Origin of the sequence: Jeotgalibaca caeni, assembly GCF_028863945.1 — a bacterium.
In the GTDB taxonomy this organism is placed as follows: Bacteria; Bacillota; Bacilli; order Lactobacillales; family Aerococcaceae; genus Jeotgalibaca; species Jeotgalibaca caeni.
The window spans coordinates 1-14,343 of the sequence record NZ_JARBEA010000060.1 but is presented as its reverse complement, the minus strand read 5'-3'; the positions used below and the strand labels follow the sequence as shown (position 1 = coordinate 14,343).

Sequence of the window (14,343 nt, the reverse complement as noted above, 5' to 3'; positions counted from 1 at the left end):
CAATCCCCTCTGGAATACAGAGGATTAGCAGCCTAAGAAGGTGTTTTATGTTTGTCTCAAATCAGTATGTCAGTCTATTAAGCTATCTATTTTTTTATTTTCAATAATGTATTTTCTTAAATCTTCATATGCATTTATAAACATCCAAACATTTGGCACCATATAAGCTGAGTAACCTGAGTCCTTGCACAATTGCAAATTACGATAAATAAAAACTGAGAACAAATCTCTAGAATATTTTTTATAGTTAAAATTTAGATAGTCTTTCAAATTTTTATCAAATTTATTTAAGTATGGAGGATTAGTCACTACTACATCGTATTTATCAATAAGAACCGATGCAATTTTAACAATGTTCATTAACTCTCTCTTTGTGTCTTCGATCCCTATAGTTTCAAAAGATATTTGGCTACTGTAGTTGACATCTGTAATAAATTCGAAAAGAAGCTCAGTATCTATATCTTCCTTGATGCGTAAGATAGACCCTAACTCTTTCGCATTTTCAAATTCCTTTAGTAAGTAGTTTATTTGAAGCTCTGCTTTTTCTCTTTTAGCTCCAGGTAATTGTTTACCTAAAAAATTGATATGATTTGGATCAATAGATGTGGAATCATTGAACAAATAAAGATTATGCGAAACTTCTTCTTCAAGAATTCTTCTGTTATATTGTCTTGCTTTCATCATAATTGCAAAATATGACAATTGATAAGAACGTTTATCAATTTCTAGCCCATAGATATTCTTCTCTATTATTAGTTTAGCTGTTTCTCTAGGTGTGTATCCTTCATCTTCATATATTTTCATTAAAACTTCAAAGGCATATACTAGAATATGGCCACTGCCCATACAATCATCCAGAAATCTAATGTCTTCTGGAGATATTTTCTCATCTACTTTTCCAATTTCCTTTGTTACGAGAAATTCTAATGAATTTATTAAATCAGATTGGGAGTTTCTTTCCATCCAATATTTACCTAAAGAGTTATCCACCATATACTTAACAACCCAATCAGTTGTAAACAATTGTGTAGCGGCTGGAATATCCTGTTTTTTTATTACTTTCTTTCCTATAGCATTGATAACTTCATCCTTGCGATCTGAATTATAATATTGATATAGCCAACCGAGAATTTCAATTTGTCCATGCATTGTTACATCGAAGTCAGCTTCTAAAACTTCATGGATTATTTTATATACGACACCTTCTAGATCATTATAGGAAACAGTTAACAACAACTCAGTATAATCATTCGTCTTTTCAAACAATTCTGGAAGATTTTTATTCAATTCATTACATTGTTTAATGAATAAGAACTGGAAAAGCTCATCCATCGCAATGTTACTGCCATTAGATTTTTGTTCAATGATCCATTCTTGTTCTTTTTCCGTAAATTCTAAGCCTGACTCGAATACATGAGTAATTAGTTCGGGTTCGTTGATGCCACTAACACCTGAAGACAATACGCGCAGTCGATTAGGCATGTAGTTATTCACTTCCATAAAACGTATCGCAATAATACGGTTAAACCAAGTATATGCCACTTCTTCAATGAGGGTTTCATACGCTGTTTTATAAGTGGAGCCTTGTTTTCTTCTGTCTAACTCTCGAATTAATTCATTCCGTTGATTAATTGCTTTTCCTTCAATCTGATATGGATTCGTCATACCAATATCAAAAAACTGAACATTCCCAGTAGAAGTAGAAAGTGGCTTTTGGATGCCACTTTCCGTTATACCGATTAGAGCTGCTTTGTTTTTAATATCATTCATTAGCTTATTCCGCGAGTATACAGCGAAATTTTTGATTGCAGTTTTATCAATCCCTGTTTTTTCTTTTCGATTTACGGCTGTCTGTTCCATGCGAACCTCCTATGATGCATCTATCTTTCTAGAACTCTACATTTACAATTGTGTCTTCTTCCAAAACTCCTATTAGTTTCTGGCGCAAAACATCCAGATATTGATCTACATCTTGTTCTGATTCAATTCGCCAAGTGGTAGATGAAGCCAGGGAACGAGCACTTACAAATTTAGTTGTCTTTGGTTTAACTGCTACAGCAATTGGCTCTTCTTTTGTAGGCGAAATTTTTTCTGCTTCCTTAGCCTGTACATCACTAATCTGTTTAAGGAAACGCATTTTAAGATTTTCAGCTTCTAATGTAATCGTGTTTAAAATTGCCACATTGGAGGTCGATTTCGCTTTATTTTCTAGCCCATCAAATTCTTTCCTAAAACGTGGTAGTAATTGATCCACCAAATTGGTGTTTTCCAATTCATTTTCGACCCTACTCTTTGCTTCCTCAATCGCTGCTAAAACTGGTTTGGCATGTTCTTCGAGCAGTTCATTATAAATCACTACAAAACGCGCTGTATGACCAGGCAGATCTTTAATAACGTTTGCCGTTACTGGTTTATTTAATATGTCATTCATGGTTGTAACAATATCTTCTAATTCTTTATTTAAAATAAACGATTTACTATCGTTATAAATACGAATTTTTTCTAATGCATTATCCCAGTATTCCTTTTGCTTACCAGTAAAGAATGTATTGAGAGGAGCATAATCTTCTGCTAAATCAAAGAAATCATCTTGATGCTTCTCAACATATTCGAATACATTGCTGTCATTCTTAATATTTAATGGTTGAGCTAGTAATTTGATTCCATTACTTATAATTTCTTCCCCAGGATACTTCTTCATGGAATAGAATTGCTTCATCCTTCTCATTTCCTCAATAATTTTCTTTGATGACTCAAGAAACGAATAAACCATTCCATCCGTATCCATTGTCGTGATGGAATTACCAAACAATTCTAAACTTACATCTTTCAGAACTTTCTTACTACGTTCTGATACAGCTTCTCTTTCTTCAATCAATAATTTTTCCGTGAAAGCTTTTTTCGTAATATATTCAAAAATTCGGTCTGCTGTTTCGTTCAACAATGACACTGTTTCACCATTCATATAGAGTGCAATTTGTTCGTTTCGGAAAGCTCTGGCAACAATCCATTCGATATCCGCATCGGTATACCCATATGGAGCTCTAGTAAAGCGGTCTTTGATTGCTTTCATCGAGATACGAGAGTGACCTTTCGTTTTTAAGTGAATAAAATCAATCACTTCTTTGATAGCAAATTCGTTCTCTTCAATTGCCGCATCCAAGGTGATTGTGTTGTCTTGGCTTCTCTTTAGTAGTTTTCGAATATCAATATCATCTTTTGGTGCATCGATATAGGTCAGCTTGTGGTAGACCGTATTCGCTACACGTTCAAGTGCTTCGTTCAACCGTAGTTTAAAGTCTTTTGCTGAAGGCTGCATTTTATCGCCATTAATATAAAACTCTGCTTCTTTTAAAGCTTCTTGAAGGAACAATTTGGAACGGTCCCTGTAAGCTTTTGCCTCTCGTTGCTTAATGAGTCGTATCTCATCAAACTTTGGAATGTTATTATTCGATGCATAGCGCAAGAAACGATCAATCTTCAATGCTGAACGCATTTCATTTAGATAGCTATCATCATTAGGTAAATTCACGTATACGTGCGTGCCATCACTACTTGCCATCCGCAACATTTGATCGTCACCATTCATCCCCGATTGAGGTGTGACAATTTTCACACCAAAATCATTGCTTTGATTACCATGATAGGGGTCTTCATCCACATACTGATTAAAGTTGAAGATATATCTGTTATTAAATAAGGGATGTTGATATTTCTTTTCAGGATAAATTTCTTCAAAAATTGTTTGAGCAACTTGTTTAATCACAAATCCTGTTTCAATCATTTGCCCTTCAATTTCACGGTTGATTTCTTGTTCCTCATTCGTCAAGAAGATATAGATGTCTCCATTTTTCTGCACCAACATTTGACGAACTAAAATATCTAAGGCATCTTGTACGCGGTCTTTTAACTCTCTTCGGTCTTGGTTTAAGTTTGATACCATTAAACTTGTAATATTTTCTAAGTTTGCTTCAATTTCTTTTACATATTTAATCATGAACAAAGTCTTTAAGACATTTACAATGAAGTTCTCTGTTTCATGATTTGGATTAATATACTCATTTTCTAAAGCACGAGAAATGACACCTGCATGGCTATGGTCCAAAAATTCTTGTAAGGCATCATAGAAAATATTAAAAGGAATGAGTTCGCCGTCTTCCTTCTCCATAATACTTTCTGCAGATTCTTTGAATAAGGCAAGCATGGAACGTTCTCCTTCTGATAAATGTTTACCAGAGGCACCATGAGTTCGAATGGAAGTTAGTACACTACCTAAAATGTTGAATTGATAAGGAATAAATGGATAGACTTCGCTGAAACTATTACTATCGGAATAAAGTTTCTTCTCTATTCCATCGTTAAATAGAATCAGATTCCGGATAATCGTTTCTTTTGTTTCATATAAAATATGTAAGGTATCTGCTGCAGCATCCGTTTTCTTCAAGACACGCATTTTAATTACTTCGTCCACGTTTGCAGAAGTAAGGTTTAAGCGGGTGTCAAAACGTCCCTGAATCTTAGAAAAGTCTCTTCCCATTACTTCGGTGATCATATCTATTTCTTGTTGACTCGTCACGACAACCCAAACTTTTCCATGACAAGCAGTACCCAAATCTTCTACAACGGTCTGTAAGTTAAGCATCAAATCTGAGTCTTCCCCGATGTACTGACCAATTTCATCTACTAAAAATACAATATGATGATTCTCAGGTTTTGAATCTAGGTATTCTTTTACTAATTCCGCAAAACGTCCAATACTTATTTGGTATGGCTGTGTCGACCCACGTTTCCAATCTTGAGCAGATTCTTCACTCATCATGCCAATCTCGACTAATGTTTTTGCTACTTTATCTTTATAGAAATTGAAGCGATTACGTGATTGAATCCAATCTTTTCCAGAGATTTCTTGATATTTCTCTTTAAATGAATTATACAGGCCTTCTAAAACGAGTTGTCTTTCCAAGTCTGCAACATAAGGGAAGATTCCACTGAACCCCTGCATTTCATTAAACACTTTAAGAAACACATTCACGATTGCATCTTTGTCTTTTTTTCCAGAGGTCTCGCTTTTTGAATCGATATTAAAAAGAGCAACATCAGTGGACACACTGCTTGCTAGTTTCATATCAGCAACTACCATTGAATCTAGTATTTTTTCATCTTCGATAAAATAATCAATGGCATTCTTTCCTGCAACCTCTTTGTTTTCTAAAAGATAGGAAAGTATTTTTAAGAAGTGAGACTTACCACTGCCAAAGAAGCCCGAAATCCAAACACCCATTTTATCAGTGTTTCTATTGATTCCTCGTTTGTAACTGGAGAAGAAATCTCTAAAGTGTTTTTGTAATTCTTTTGTTACTACGTACTCTTCTAACTCTTGGCGTACGTTCTCATTGTCATCTTGTCCTACTTTAATAACCCCTTTGATATCACGATCAATTGGCTTTGCGAACATATCTTTTATTTGCATTAAGTTTGCCTCCTATTTAACTAATTCAAAAGCTCTATAATAGTTATCATCTTTAAATTCTGAAAACAGCATCAGGGACAATCCGTCATACTTTCCTGGATAGAACAATACGACTGGAACCCTGTCAAAAACCTGATGCAGGTTATTTAATATTTTATGAGACCGTACAAATGGGAAAATCTTCCCAATTCCTGTAATGAAAACTACTGCGTTTTCTGGGGAATGTTCTTCGATATAGCGAGAAAAGTAGTTATGGTTCTCACTCATTTCAAGAAGTGCACTCACGGACTCAACCAAATAATCCATTCCTTCTTCAGCTTCCATCTCAAAACAAGCTTCTAGTAAATCTTCTTGTTCGATAAAATCAAGCATGATGTCATAAACATCAAATACCATTAATTCAAAGCTTTCCATACTCTTTTGATTTCTACGTTTTAAGAATTCAACATGTGCTCGGACTTTTAATTCCTCTTCTGCTGGATAGTCGAATACGTAGTATCCCACTTCATTTCCCAGGCCTTTGTTTGCTCGAAAAGTCGGTTTACTGATTTCTTCTTGGATTAAATCCAGCCGTTCCTCTAGACTTCTCTTCATTATGCTACCCCCATAATTGCCTTATAGTAAGGTTCCCACTCTAGGGTTTTCAGCAGGTCTTCCAACCGCACATCAATAACAGGTGGAATATAGGTATCTGTCGCCTCTTCCAACAAACCTGCTTCCCGTAAGTAGGTTTTGTAAGCACCTGACAGACGTTTGATCGTTGCATCGGTAAAGGATGCTACCTTTTCATTTTGCGCTGCTTTATTCTTAAAGAAAATTCGCAAGCTGCTATTCTCTAATTCTTTCTTTCCAATGATCCGGTCTTCCCGGTAAACTTCATACATAAATTCAAAGAATAATTGGTTTACTTTTAGTGTTGCTAACAAATTTATGATTCGTTGTGTTTCAAGATCAAACGAAAAATATTGACCGACTACTTCTTCTGGTAAGTGGTCAATTCTCTTCGTAATCGTTGAGGCCATCCTTCTGCCAGTATCTTCAGAAGGAGCAAGATACACATTCTCTGCTTTCTGCAAAGTCTTGATTTCTGCATACGTTTTTCCTTCATTTACTAGTTCAATTGTTTTTCTGAATTCCGTAAACCAGAATCCTTTGTTTACTAAGTCTGCTGTATATTTACCTTTGTTCATGAAGAAACTCCTCTTTTGTTTCATCGACATATTCCACAACATCGCCAACGTCACATTCTAATACTTTACATATTCTTCCTAATACTTCCATACTTACATTCTGGTTTTTACTCAATTTCGCAAGTGTTGCAGAGGTTATTCCCGCTGCATCTCTTAAATTAACTTTATTCATTTCTTTATCGATGAGTAATTTCCACAATTTGTTGTATCGGTAGGCCACCCAAGTTCCTCCTTGTTAGTCGATGTAGAAAATAAGTTTGCTTTTGTAAACTTTTATGTACTTCTAATATAGCATAGTAAATCCAGGTAAGCGCTGTTTTTTCTGGTTTGTCGAAAATAATTCACACAAAAAAACCACTAGCCGTGTATGCTAATGGTTTAAATGGCTGTTCAAATTATATTTTTACTTTCCATTACTTTTTTAAGGAGTCGGTATGAGATTTTTTCTAAAGATTCATTTAATTCCGCTATTTCGATAATCGATTCATATGTTACTTCTTCTCCTCCATGGAATAGAGAATTACGCTTGTCATACATATCGTCAATCCACCGGTTAGGTAAATTCCAACCTTCACTTGAACCAAAATATTCTATAAAGCACTGATAGATTTTATTTTTAATCTGGTCTCCTTTAGTCCTTTCATTCTAAGTGCTTTCAATATAGTTGGTTCTTCTTGTTCTAACTTTCTGGCAAGTTCAAAAGCCTTGCTGAAGTCTTTTTTCTTTAGTATTTTTCTCACACTACGATTTTCTTGAACTAATGGTGACAATTCATTCGACTCCATTTGAATTGGCATTTTGTTCAGAAAAGAAAGTACATCTTTTACCCTACCAAAATACACCGATGCTACAAGATAAGCTGATTCCGGTGAGCCGGCATAGGCTGTGATTGTTACTTTTACTCCTCCTCTTGGCTTACGGCTAACTTCGATAGAACTATAAAACTGATTTGTATCAAATCCTTTTTCCTTTAATAACGAAAAGTTTGATGCAACAGTAAATGGTCCTGATAAATCGAAGTCCACTTCCCAAATTTGTCTCTCCATATATAAGCCACTCCTTCGTTTTACTATTTGTTATTAAAAAGTGCTAGGTACACAAACCATCGCAAGAATAAAATGTAAAGTTTTAATCATTTCTATTGTACAATAAAATTTCCGTTAAAAGGCAAAAAAGCCGCTACTCGAGCGGCTTCTGTAGGAGAGTCCTATTCCGGCAGGACTCTCTTTCCATTTCTATTATAACAAATTCTTGCGTCTAGAACCATTTACACTTGCTCCGCCAGTACCAGCTCATCCATCATCCAAGTCGCGACTTTCACAGCCTGCTGGGTGATGATTTTGGCGTCGTTATTCTCGTGCTGAATTCCTCTGATATGGGAACCCAACATGTAAACACCATCCATCACGCCGTATTGTTCATTCATCACGCGGCTTCTTGGCCAGTCCACCAGCACGAACTGTCCGTTTGCTTGCGGCATGATCAAGCCTTTTTTATAAAGATTCCGGATTAGTTCACTTCGCTCGCCGGCTTTTTCGAGGTTGGTTTCAAAACCGGTCGCGTTGACGAGAACGTCCACCGTTTCGGTTTGGTCTGCTTTGACCAAAAAGGTGCCGTCTGCCTGCGTTTCGATATCGGTGATACCAAACACCACGCGAATTTTACCGTTTTTGTACAGGTCAGCCAATCGTTTGAAAGACTTGTTTGGCACGAGGCTGCGGAAGAAGATGAGTTTTGGATAATAGCTGCTCAAGTAATGAGCTCGGTTAACTGGGCTCATCGCCTGGAACAATGACGGCAGAAAGTGCCCTAAGCGGCTGATATAGGCTTGGGTGAGCGCCAATTTTTGGTCTTTTGATTCCACTGCTTTTATTTTAGCATTTAGGTCATTTTCTTTGTAAGTCTCGTAAACTTCCCGTATATCCACGCCTTCTAACTGTAAATCTGCCCGTAAGGTCTCGAGGATGATCTCGAATGGGATAAAGCTGTCATGCTTTTCCTTTTGGATGTCAATCCAGTCGTCGGAGAAGCTGAAATTGTACGGTCCCCCAGTATAGGGGACGGCTGGGAAGTAAAAACCCATGTCACGGTCGTAGTAAGTGAGCGGGTGTTTTAAGTCGTAGTGCTGCGTGAAGTAGCGCATCATGTCCACACTAGTTGTTCCGGTACCGATAACGCCTATTCTTTGCTCGTTTGAGAACTGGTTCAAGTTTTTACTTGCCGGGTATGGGTTTTGGACGTAGTTTTTTGTGCCATCTAACTTATAATAATCTTTATAAGGCTGATGACCAATCGCGAAGTAGACTACATCATATAGAGTGTCCAGCCAGCCATCTTGCGTTTTCAAGCGGTATTGCTTTCCGTTGACTTCCATATCCACTACTTCTTCATGCATGGCTGTCACTTGCGGGTGGGCATAGTAAGGTTCGAAATGCTCGCTAAGGTATTGCCCATATCTTTGGCGCGATACTAGTCCTTCCGTATTTTCATAGCTGCCATATTTTTGTTCCAGCCACTCGACAAAGTCCATTGGATTCCTTAAATCCACACTTAGGTAGGTCACTGAATTGTTCAGCATGATGCTCTCGTCGTCCGGCGCATAGGGAAAGCCAGGCCCCAGCTTCTCCAGTGGTTCAAAGACATCAATTTGGTCATTTTCCTGGAAATTTGGATGTGTAAGGATAGTTTTTAGTACATTTGAGCCGGATAAACCAGCTCCGACAATTGCGATTTTCATGATCAGACCCCTCTAATATTTCGATACATTTATTGTACTCTAAAAACGGACTGTTAAAAAGTGGTGCATGAAAAAATGGAACAAACTTCGCATTGAAAAACTGAAGTTTGTTCCATTTCGTTAAATGTTGTAAACTCCCATTAAAACGAATTGAGTTTGCCACATATGGATTCGCACGAAAGACGGCTACTTGTTCAGGGGTGAAAGTGATTTTAGCCAAGGTACAATTCCTTTCAGATTTAAGGGGAAACTTATAGTCAAGTATACAAAAATAGACCTCGTAAAGGGACTTTTTTAAGTGTCCACTTTACGGGGTCCCTTTTAATAAGGATACTTGGCTTTTTATTTCTTTCTTATTCTGTTTCTTCAGACGTCGTACCACGGTAAGCAACCTTGTAAGGAAGCGTAATGGTCTTCTCGTCAATTTCTTCTTTGTTCATGATTTTGGTTAAGAGACGCATTGCTACTGCACCGATATCATATAAAGGAAGCATGATGGAGCTTAGTTTCGGACGAGCCATCTCAGTAATTCGTGAGTTATTGCTCGTAATAATTTCAAATTCTTCTGGTACGTTAACTCCTGCTTCAATCACGCCATTCAATAGTCCAATTGCTAACTCATCATCTGTAACAAAAGCAGCTTTCGCACCTTTTTCTAAGACGATAGCAGCCAATTCTTCACCTGCTGTAACTGTTAATTCTGTTTCAAATACAAGTGATTCATCAAATTGTTTTCCAGCTGAAAGCAAGGCATTTTTGTACCCTTTCAAACGGTATTGACCATTGATTGGGTTTGCTAATGGTGTTGTTACAAAAGCAATCTCTTCTTTTCCGTTTTCAAATAATTGACTGATTACTTTTTCAGTAGCAGCAATATAATCGATATTTACGCTGCCCACTTGTTGGTCTGGATCAACCGTACCAGCCAAAACAACAGGCGTTTTAGAACGAGAAAATTCTGCACGCAACTCGTCTGTAATTTTATTACCCATGTAAATAATTCCGTCTACTTGTTTAGCAAGCAACGTATTCAATACTTGGATTTCTTTTCCTTCGTTTTGATCTGAGTTTGCTAAAATAATATTATATTTATACATCGTGGCAATATCGTCAATTCCTCGTGCTAAAGATGCGAAGAACAGATTAGTTACATCTGGAATAATTACCCCAACAGTTGTCGTTTTCTTACTTGCCAAGCCTCTTGCTACCGCATTCGGACGGTAATCTAGACGCTCGATTACTTCTAGTACCTTTTTACGCGTAGACGGCTTTACGTTTGGATTGCCGTTTACCACCCGTGATACAGTTGCCATTGAAACGTTCGCTTCACGGGCAACATCATAAATTGTTATGGTTTGCTTTTCCATAGTTATTACTCCCATCTCATTCGTATTGAATCGCTTGATTCTTTGAAAATGATTTAATTTTATTCTCAAGAAAAATTTAACATCTTTTTCATAAAATTGCAAGCGTTTTACAGTAGTTTTCATGAAAATTTCAAAAAAATTTTCAAAGTGATAAAAAAGTGGTATAATAAACGACAAATAAGGAGGAATCTCATATGAACGCAAAAATAATAACGCTCTCACAAGCAATGAATTATGATAATATAGATATTGCCCTTTTCAATAATCCACAAACTATTCAATACTTAACTGGATATGAAAGTGACCCTCACGAACGGATTCTTGCACTTCTTCTTTTCAAGGATTCTTCTCCCCTGCTTTTCACACCTGCATTGGAAAAAGAAGACGCACAAAAAGCAGTATCTGAAATAGAAGTATTTAGTTATTTAGACACCGAAAATCCATGGGAAGTAATCAGAAAAAAAGTTGAGAGTCACCAAGTTCCGGTAAAAACATGGGCAATTGAAAAAAATCACTTAACGGTTGCCCGTAAGGAAGCACTAGAAAGTGCGTTTCCAGACAGCCTCTTCTCTCATGATTTTTCTGGATTACTAGAAAACCTACGCCTTCAAAAAGAAGAACATGAATTGTTATTGATGAAAGAAGCTGGAAGATTTGCAGATGAAGCCATCAAGATTGGTGCTCGTTTCTTGAAAGAAGGGATCACTGAACAAGAAGTAGTAGCTCATATTGAATATGAGTTGAAAAAGAAAGGTATCTCCTCGATGAGTTTTGACACGATGGTTTTATTTGGCCCAAATGCAGCGAGCCCTCATGGAATTCCAGGTTCTACTACCTTAGAGAAGAATCAATTTGTTCTTTTTGATTTAGGCGTTATGTATCAAGGCTATGCAAGCGATATTACCCGTACCTTGTTCTTTGGAGATGAACCCAGTGAGATACAACAAGAAGTTTACCAACTGGTACTAGAGGCTCACAATCAAGCCATGCAGCAAGCACAGGTAGGGATGAGAGCAGAAGAACTAGATCATGTAGCCCGTTCGATTATTGACCAAGCTGGCTACGGAACCTATTTCAATCATCGTCTGGGGCATGGACTCGGGCAAGATGTCCATGAGTATCCTTCTTTAATGGCAGGCAATGAAATGGCCCTTCAAGAGAATATGTGCTTCTCCATCGAACCAGGAATTTATATTTTGAATCAAGTTGGAGTACGAATCGAGGACTGTGGCTACTTAGATGAAGCTGGGTTTCACTCCTTTACCTTTTTCCCTACACATCTTCACGCGTACAAGGATTTCATGAATGGAAATTAATTAGTAAAAGAAGCTCTGAGCCCATTATCATGGTTCAGAGCTTCTTTCGATTTACATGCTTGGTGTTGTTCCTTCGTTAACGGTCTTAACTTCTTCTTTTCCTTCTTCAGCAATTACAGTTGCCATGTCTTTAGCATCTGCTGCTTTAACTTTGATGTCTTCTACCGAGCGATTCACTTCTTCTTTTGCTTTCTTAAAATCGTCGGTAATTTTAGAAGAAGACTCCGATAATTGAGATTTTAGATTGTGGGTTGTGTCTTTCAAACTCACTTTGATATCATCAGTGGCTTCTTTTGCAACTTCCACCAATTCATTTCCTTTTTCCATTGCAATGTCACGATAATCATATGCTGTATCCATTAAGTTATCGAATTCATCTGCAATGTCTTTTCTGAGTTCTCTCCCAGACTTTGGAGCAAATAACAGTGCTGTAATCGCCGCTGCTGCCCCCCCAATAATTGCCCCTAAAACAAATCCGCCGTCTCTTTTTGACATCTTTCTCTCTCCTCTTTCTCACATAGGTTTCTATTAAAGATGATTAGTACACGTTAATATCTGCTTCTTTTAAGTCTTTTTGCTCTTTTCTACGACGGTTCATCGTAGTAGCAGTCTTACCTAACTTGCTAACGGTTGAAGTCTTTTTCTTCTTGCCGGCTGATTTCCCACCAGCAATCGATCCAGTGAGATTTCTAGCGGATTGGTTCACATCAGATACTGTCACCCCGATATCGCCAATTGCTGTAAATAATGGATCGACCTTACTGATTTTACCATTTAAATCATCCATTAAGGTATTGGTTTTATTCAATAGACCTTCAACTTCAATCGATAAATGATCGACATCTTTTGTGATTACCCCAATACTATTGTTGGCTTCTTCCGCAATCTTGGATACTTCATCCAACACTTTTGTAACTTTTCTGATTGCCAGTACTAAAAAGATAACTAATACGGCAAACGCTACTGCTGCTATTAAACCAGCGATTTCACCCCAACTCATATGTTAACCTCACTCCTCTTCATTTATTCGTAAAAATCATTTTCAACAAAATGAAAAAGAACTTTTACGTCATTTGTTAATAAAATGATACCACAAGGATTTTCTTTATTCCATTGAAACCACTTCACTGCCCCCGAGAAATGAACTGGGAACCTTTGACCACGAAAATAAAACATGATAATCTAGTTGTTGCAAAGGACGAACTCCTTGATAAATTAGGAAGAGGTGAAAGATATGCTAAAATTATTAAATACACTGGACGATAATCCGGTTGATGAAACCATCAATAATGTAATTGAATCCTCTAACTATTTTATTCGTTGGTGGAATAGCATTGAGTGGAGTGCGATTATTTCAGAATTTATCACTCGTTCAATTTATCTGATTGTCGTACTAATTGTTTTTTCAATTGCAAAACGAGTGTTAAAGGCCCTCGTAAAGCGAACCTTTACGAGTAAAACAAAACGTTATGGCGGCTCTGTAAATCGACGTAATACAGTATATAAAATGGTGGACAATGCCATTTCTTATGTAATGGCGTTCTTCTTAATCTACAGCATCCTTTCCATTATCGGTATCCCCGTTTCTACCCTTCTTGCCGGTGCTGGAATTGCTGGAATTGCGATTGGTCTAGGGGCACAGTCATTTATTAGTGATATTGTCACTGGGTTCTTTATCTTATTAGAGAATCAAGTCGATGTGGGAGATTCTGTTAAAATCGATGAAATCTCTGGGACAATTGTCTCGATCGGCCTACGCTCTACCCAAATAAAAGGATTTGATGGGACTCATCACTTCCTTCCGAACCATACCATTGAAATCATCAGCAACAACTCTCGCAATGATATGCGAGCGATGATTGAATTGACACTATACCCTGATACCGATATAGGTCAAATAAAACAGATTATTGAAGACATTAATGAGAAAATGGTACCCGAACACCCTGAAATTACCGATGGACCGAATTATGCTGGTCCTAGTAATTTGGGTAATGGACTGATTTCTTACAAAGTTATCTTCTATGCACTGAACGGTCAGCAATTTGGTGTGCGTGATCAATTCCTAACCGAATATTTGGATGCATTTAAGCAAGCTGGGATCAAGTTGCCAAAGGATCCTTTCTTCAAAAATTAAATAATAAAAAGGAGGTAGGAAAATAGTTTCCTGCCTCCTTTTTTTTAATGGCTCTTTGTCAAGAAGTGTTGATAGTGTATTTTTCCAGTTGCATGCAGGCTAAATTTCACAATCTATCAAGCAGTA

At 37.1% G+C, this 14,343-nt stretch carries 12 protein-coding genes; 2 read left to right on the top strand and 10 right to left on the bottom strand.

The window, feature by feature from the left end; translation table 11 throughout:
• Positions 1-69: 69 nt before the first annotated feature.
• From pglX to ccpA, 8 genes are all read right to left on the bottom strand, one after another.
• The gene (pglX, locus tag PVE40_RS10855; RefSeq protein WP_274731955.1) at positions 70-1,860 is read right to left on the bottom strand and encodes a BREX-1 system adenine-specific DNA-methyltransferase PglX; all 1,791 of its coding nucleotides are present in this window, start codon (positions 1,858-1,860) and stop codon (positions 70-72) included.
• Between the two features lie 28 nt (positions 1,861-1,888).
• The gene (gene brxC, locus PVE40_RS10850) at positions 1,889-5,470 is read right to left on the bottom strand and encodes a BREX system P-loop protein BrxC (protein ID WP_274731953.1); all 3,582 of its coding nucleotides are present in this window, start codon (positions 5,468-5,470) and stop codon (positions 1,889-1,891) included.
• Between the two features lie 12 nt (positions 5,471-5,482).
• On the bottom strand, positions 5,483-6,064 hold the full coding sequence (locus PVE40_RS10845; RefSeq protein ID WP_274731952.1) for a DUF1788 domain-containing protein: 582 nt from the start codon (positions 6,062-6,064) through the stop codon (positions 5,483-5,485).
• Positions 6,064-6,660: a DUF1819 family protein gene (locus tag PVE40_RS10840; protein WP_274731951.1), complete on the bottom strand. Its 597-nt coding sequence runs from the start codon at positions 6,658-6,660 to the stop codon at positions 6,064-6,066. Before PVE40_RS10840 ends, PVE40_RS10845 begins: the two co-directional genes overlap by 1 nt.
• Entirely contained in the window at positions 6,647-6,880 is a 234-nt protein-coding gene (locus PVE40_RS10835; protein WP_274731950.1) for a helix-turn-helix domain-containing protein, read from the bottom strand. Before PVE40_RS10835 ends, PVE40_RS10840 begins: the two co-directional genes overlap by 14 nt.
• A 370-nt stretch (positions 6,881-7,250) precedes the next feature.
• A complete protein-coding gene (locus PVE40_RS10830; protein ID WP_274731949.1) occupies positions 7,251-7,706 on the bottom strand; it encodes a hypothetical protein in 456 nt (151 codons plus the stop codon).
• Positions 7,707-7,927: 221 nt separating this feature from the next.
• Positions 7,928-9,397, bottom strand: a complete 1,470-nt coding sequence (locus PVE40_RS10825) for an FAD/NAD(P)-binding protein (RefSeq protein WP_274731948.1) — start codon at positions 9,395-9,397, stop codon at positions 7,928-7,930.
• Between the two features lie 353 nt (positions 9,398-9,750).
• A complete protein-coding gene (ccpA, locus tag PVE40_RS10820; protein ID WP_274731947.1) occupies positions 9,751-10,764 on the bottom strand; it encodes a catabolite control protein A in 1,014 nt (337 codons plus the stop codon).
• Between the two features lie 194 nt (positions 10,765-10,958).
• Here ccpA and PVE40_RS10815 point away from each other — a divergent pair, with 194 nt between their 5' ends.
• Positions 10,959-12,080 (top strand): aminopeptidase P family protein, encoded by a 1,122-nt coding sequence (locus PVE40_RS10815; RefSeq protein ID WP_274731946.1) that lies wholly within the window; start codon positions 10,959-10,961, stop codon positions 12,078-12,080.
• Positions 12,081-12,131: 51 nt separating this feature from the next.
• Here the strand turns inward: PVE40_RS10815 and PVE40_RS10810 are convergent, their stop codons facing one another.
• On the bottom strand, positions 12,132-12,575 hold the full coding sequence (locus tag PVE40_RS10810) for a YtxH domain-containing protein (protein WP_274731945.1): 444 nt from the start codon (positions 12,573-12,575) through the stop codon (positions 12,132-12,134).
• A gap of 43 nt (positions 12,576-12,618) precedes the next feature.
• Entirely contained in the window at positions 12,619-13,080 is a 462-nt protein-coding gene (locus tag PVE40_RS10805; protein ID WP_274731944.1) for a DUF948 domain-containing protein, read from the bottom strand.
• A 234-nt stretch (positions 13,081-13,314) separates the two neighbouring features.
• Between PVE40_RS10805 and PVE40_RS10800 the strand changes: the two genes are divergently transcribed.
• Positions 13,315-14,217 carry a mechanosensitive ion channel family protein gene (locus tag PVE40_RS10800; RefSeq protein WP_274731943.1) on the top strand — a complete coding sequence of 301 codons (903 nt, stop codon included), beginning with the start codon at positions 13,315-13,317 and terminating at the stop codon, positions 14,215-14,217.
• Positions 14,218-14,343: the final 126 nt, after the last annotated feature.

Coding starts and splice junctions, on each gene's coding strand:
- pglX (WP_274731955.1), bottom strand. CDS start 1,860: ATGGAACAGACAGCCGTAAATCGAAAAGAAAAAACAGGGATTGATAAA.
- brxC (WP_274731953.1), bottom strand. CDS start 5,470: ATGCAAATAAAAGATATGTTCGCAAAGCCAATTGATCGTGATATCAAA.
- PVE40_RS10845 (WP_274731952.1), bottom strand. CDS start 6,064: ATGAAGAGAAGTCTAGAGGAACGGCTGGATTTAATCCAAGAAGAAATC.
- PVE40_RS10840 (WP_274731951.1), bottom strand. CDS start 6,660: ATGAACAAAGGTAAATATACAGCAGACTTAGTAAACAAAGGATTCTGG.
- PVE40_RS10830 (WP_274731949.1), bottom strand. CDS start 7,706: ATGGAGAGACAAATTTGGGAAGTGGACTTCGATTTATCAGGACCATTT.
- PVE40_RS10825 (WP_274731948.1), bottom strand. CDS start 9,397: ATGAAAATCGCAATTGTCGGAGCTGGTTTATCCGGCTCAAATGTACTA.
- ccpA (WP_274731947.1), bottom strand. CDS start 10,764: ATGGAAAAGCAAACCATAACAATTTATGATGTTGCCCGTGAAGCGAAC.
- PVE40_RS10815 (WP_274731946.1), top strand. CDS start 10,959: ATGAACGCAAAAATAATAACGCTCTCACAAGCAATGAATTATGATAAT.
- PVE40_RS10810 (WP_274731945.1), bottom strand. CDS start 12,575: ATGTCAAAAAGAGACGGCGGATTTGTTTTAGGGGCAATTATTGGGGGG.
- PVE40_RS10805 (WP_274731944.1), bottom strand. CDS start 13,080: ATGAGTTGGGGTGAAATCGCTGGTTTAATAGCAGCAGTAGCGTTTGCC.
- PVE40_RS10800 (WP_274731943.1), top strand. CDS start 13,315: ATGCTAAAATTATTAAATACACTGGACGATAATCCGGTTGATGAAACC.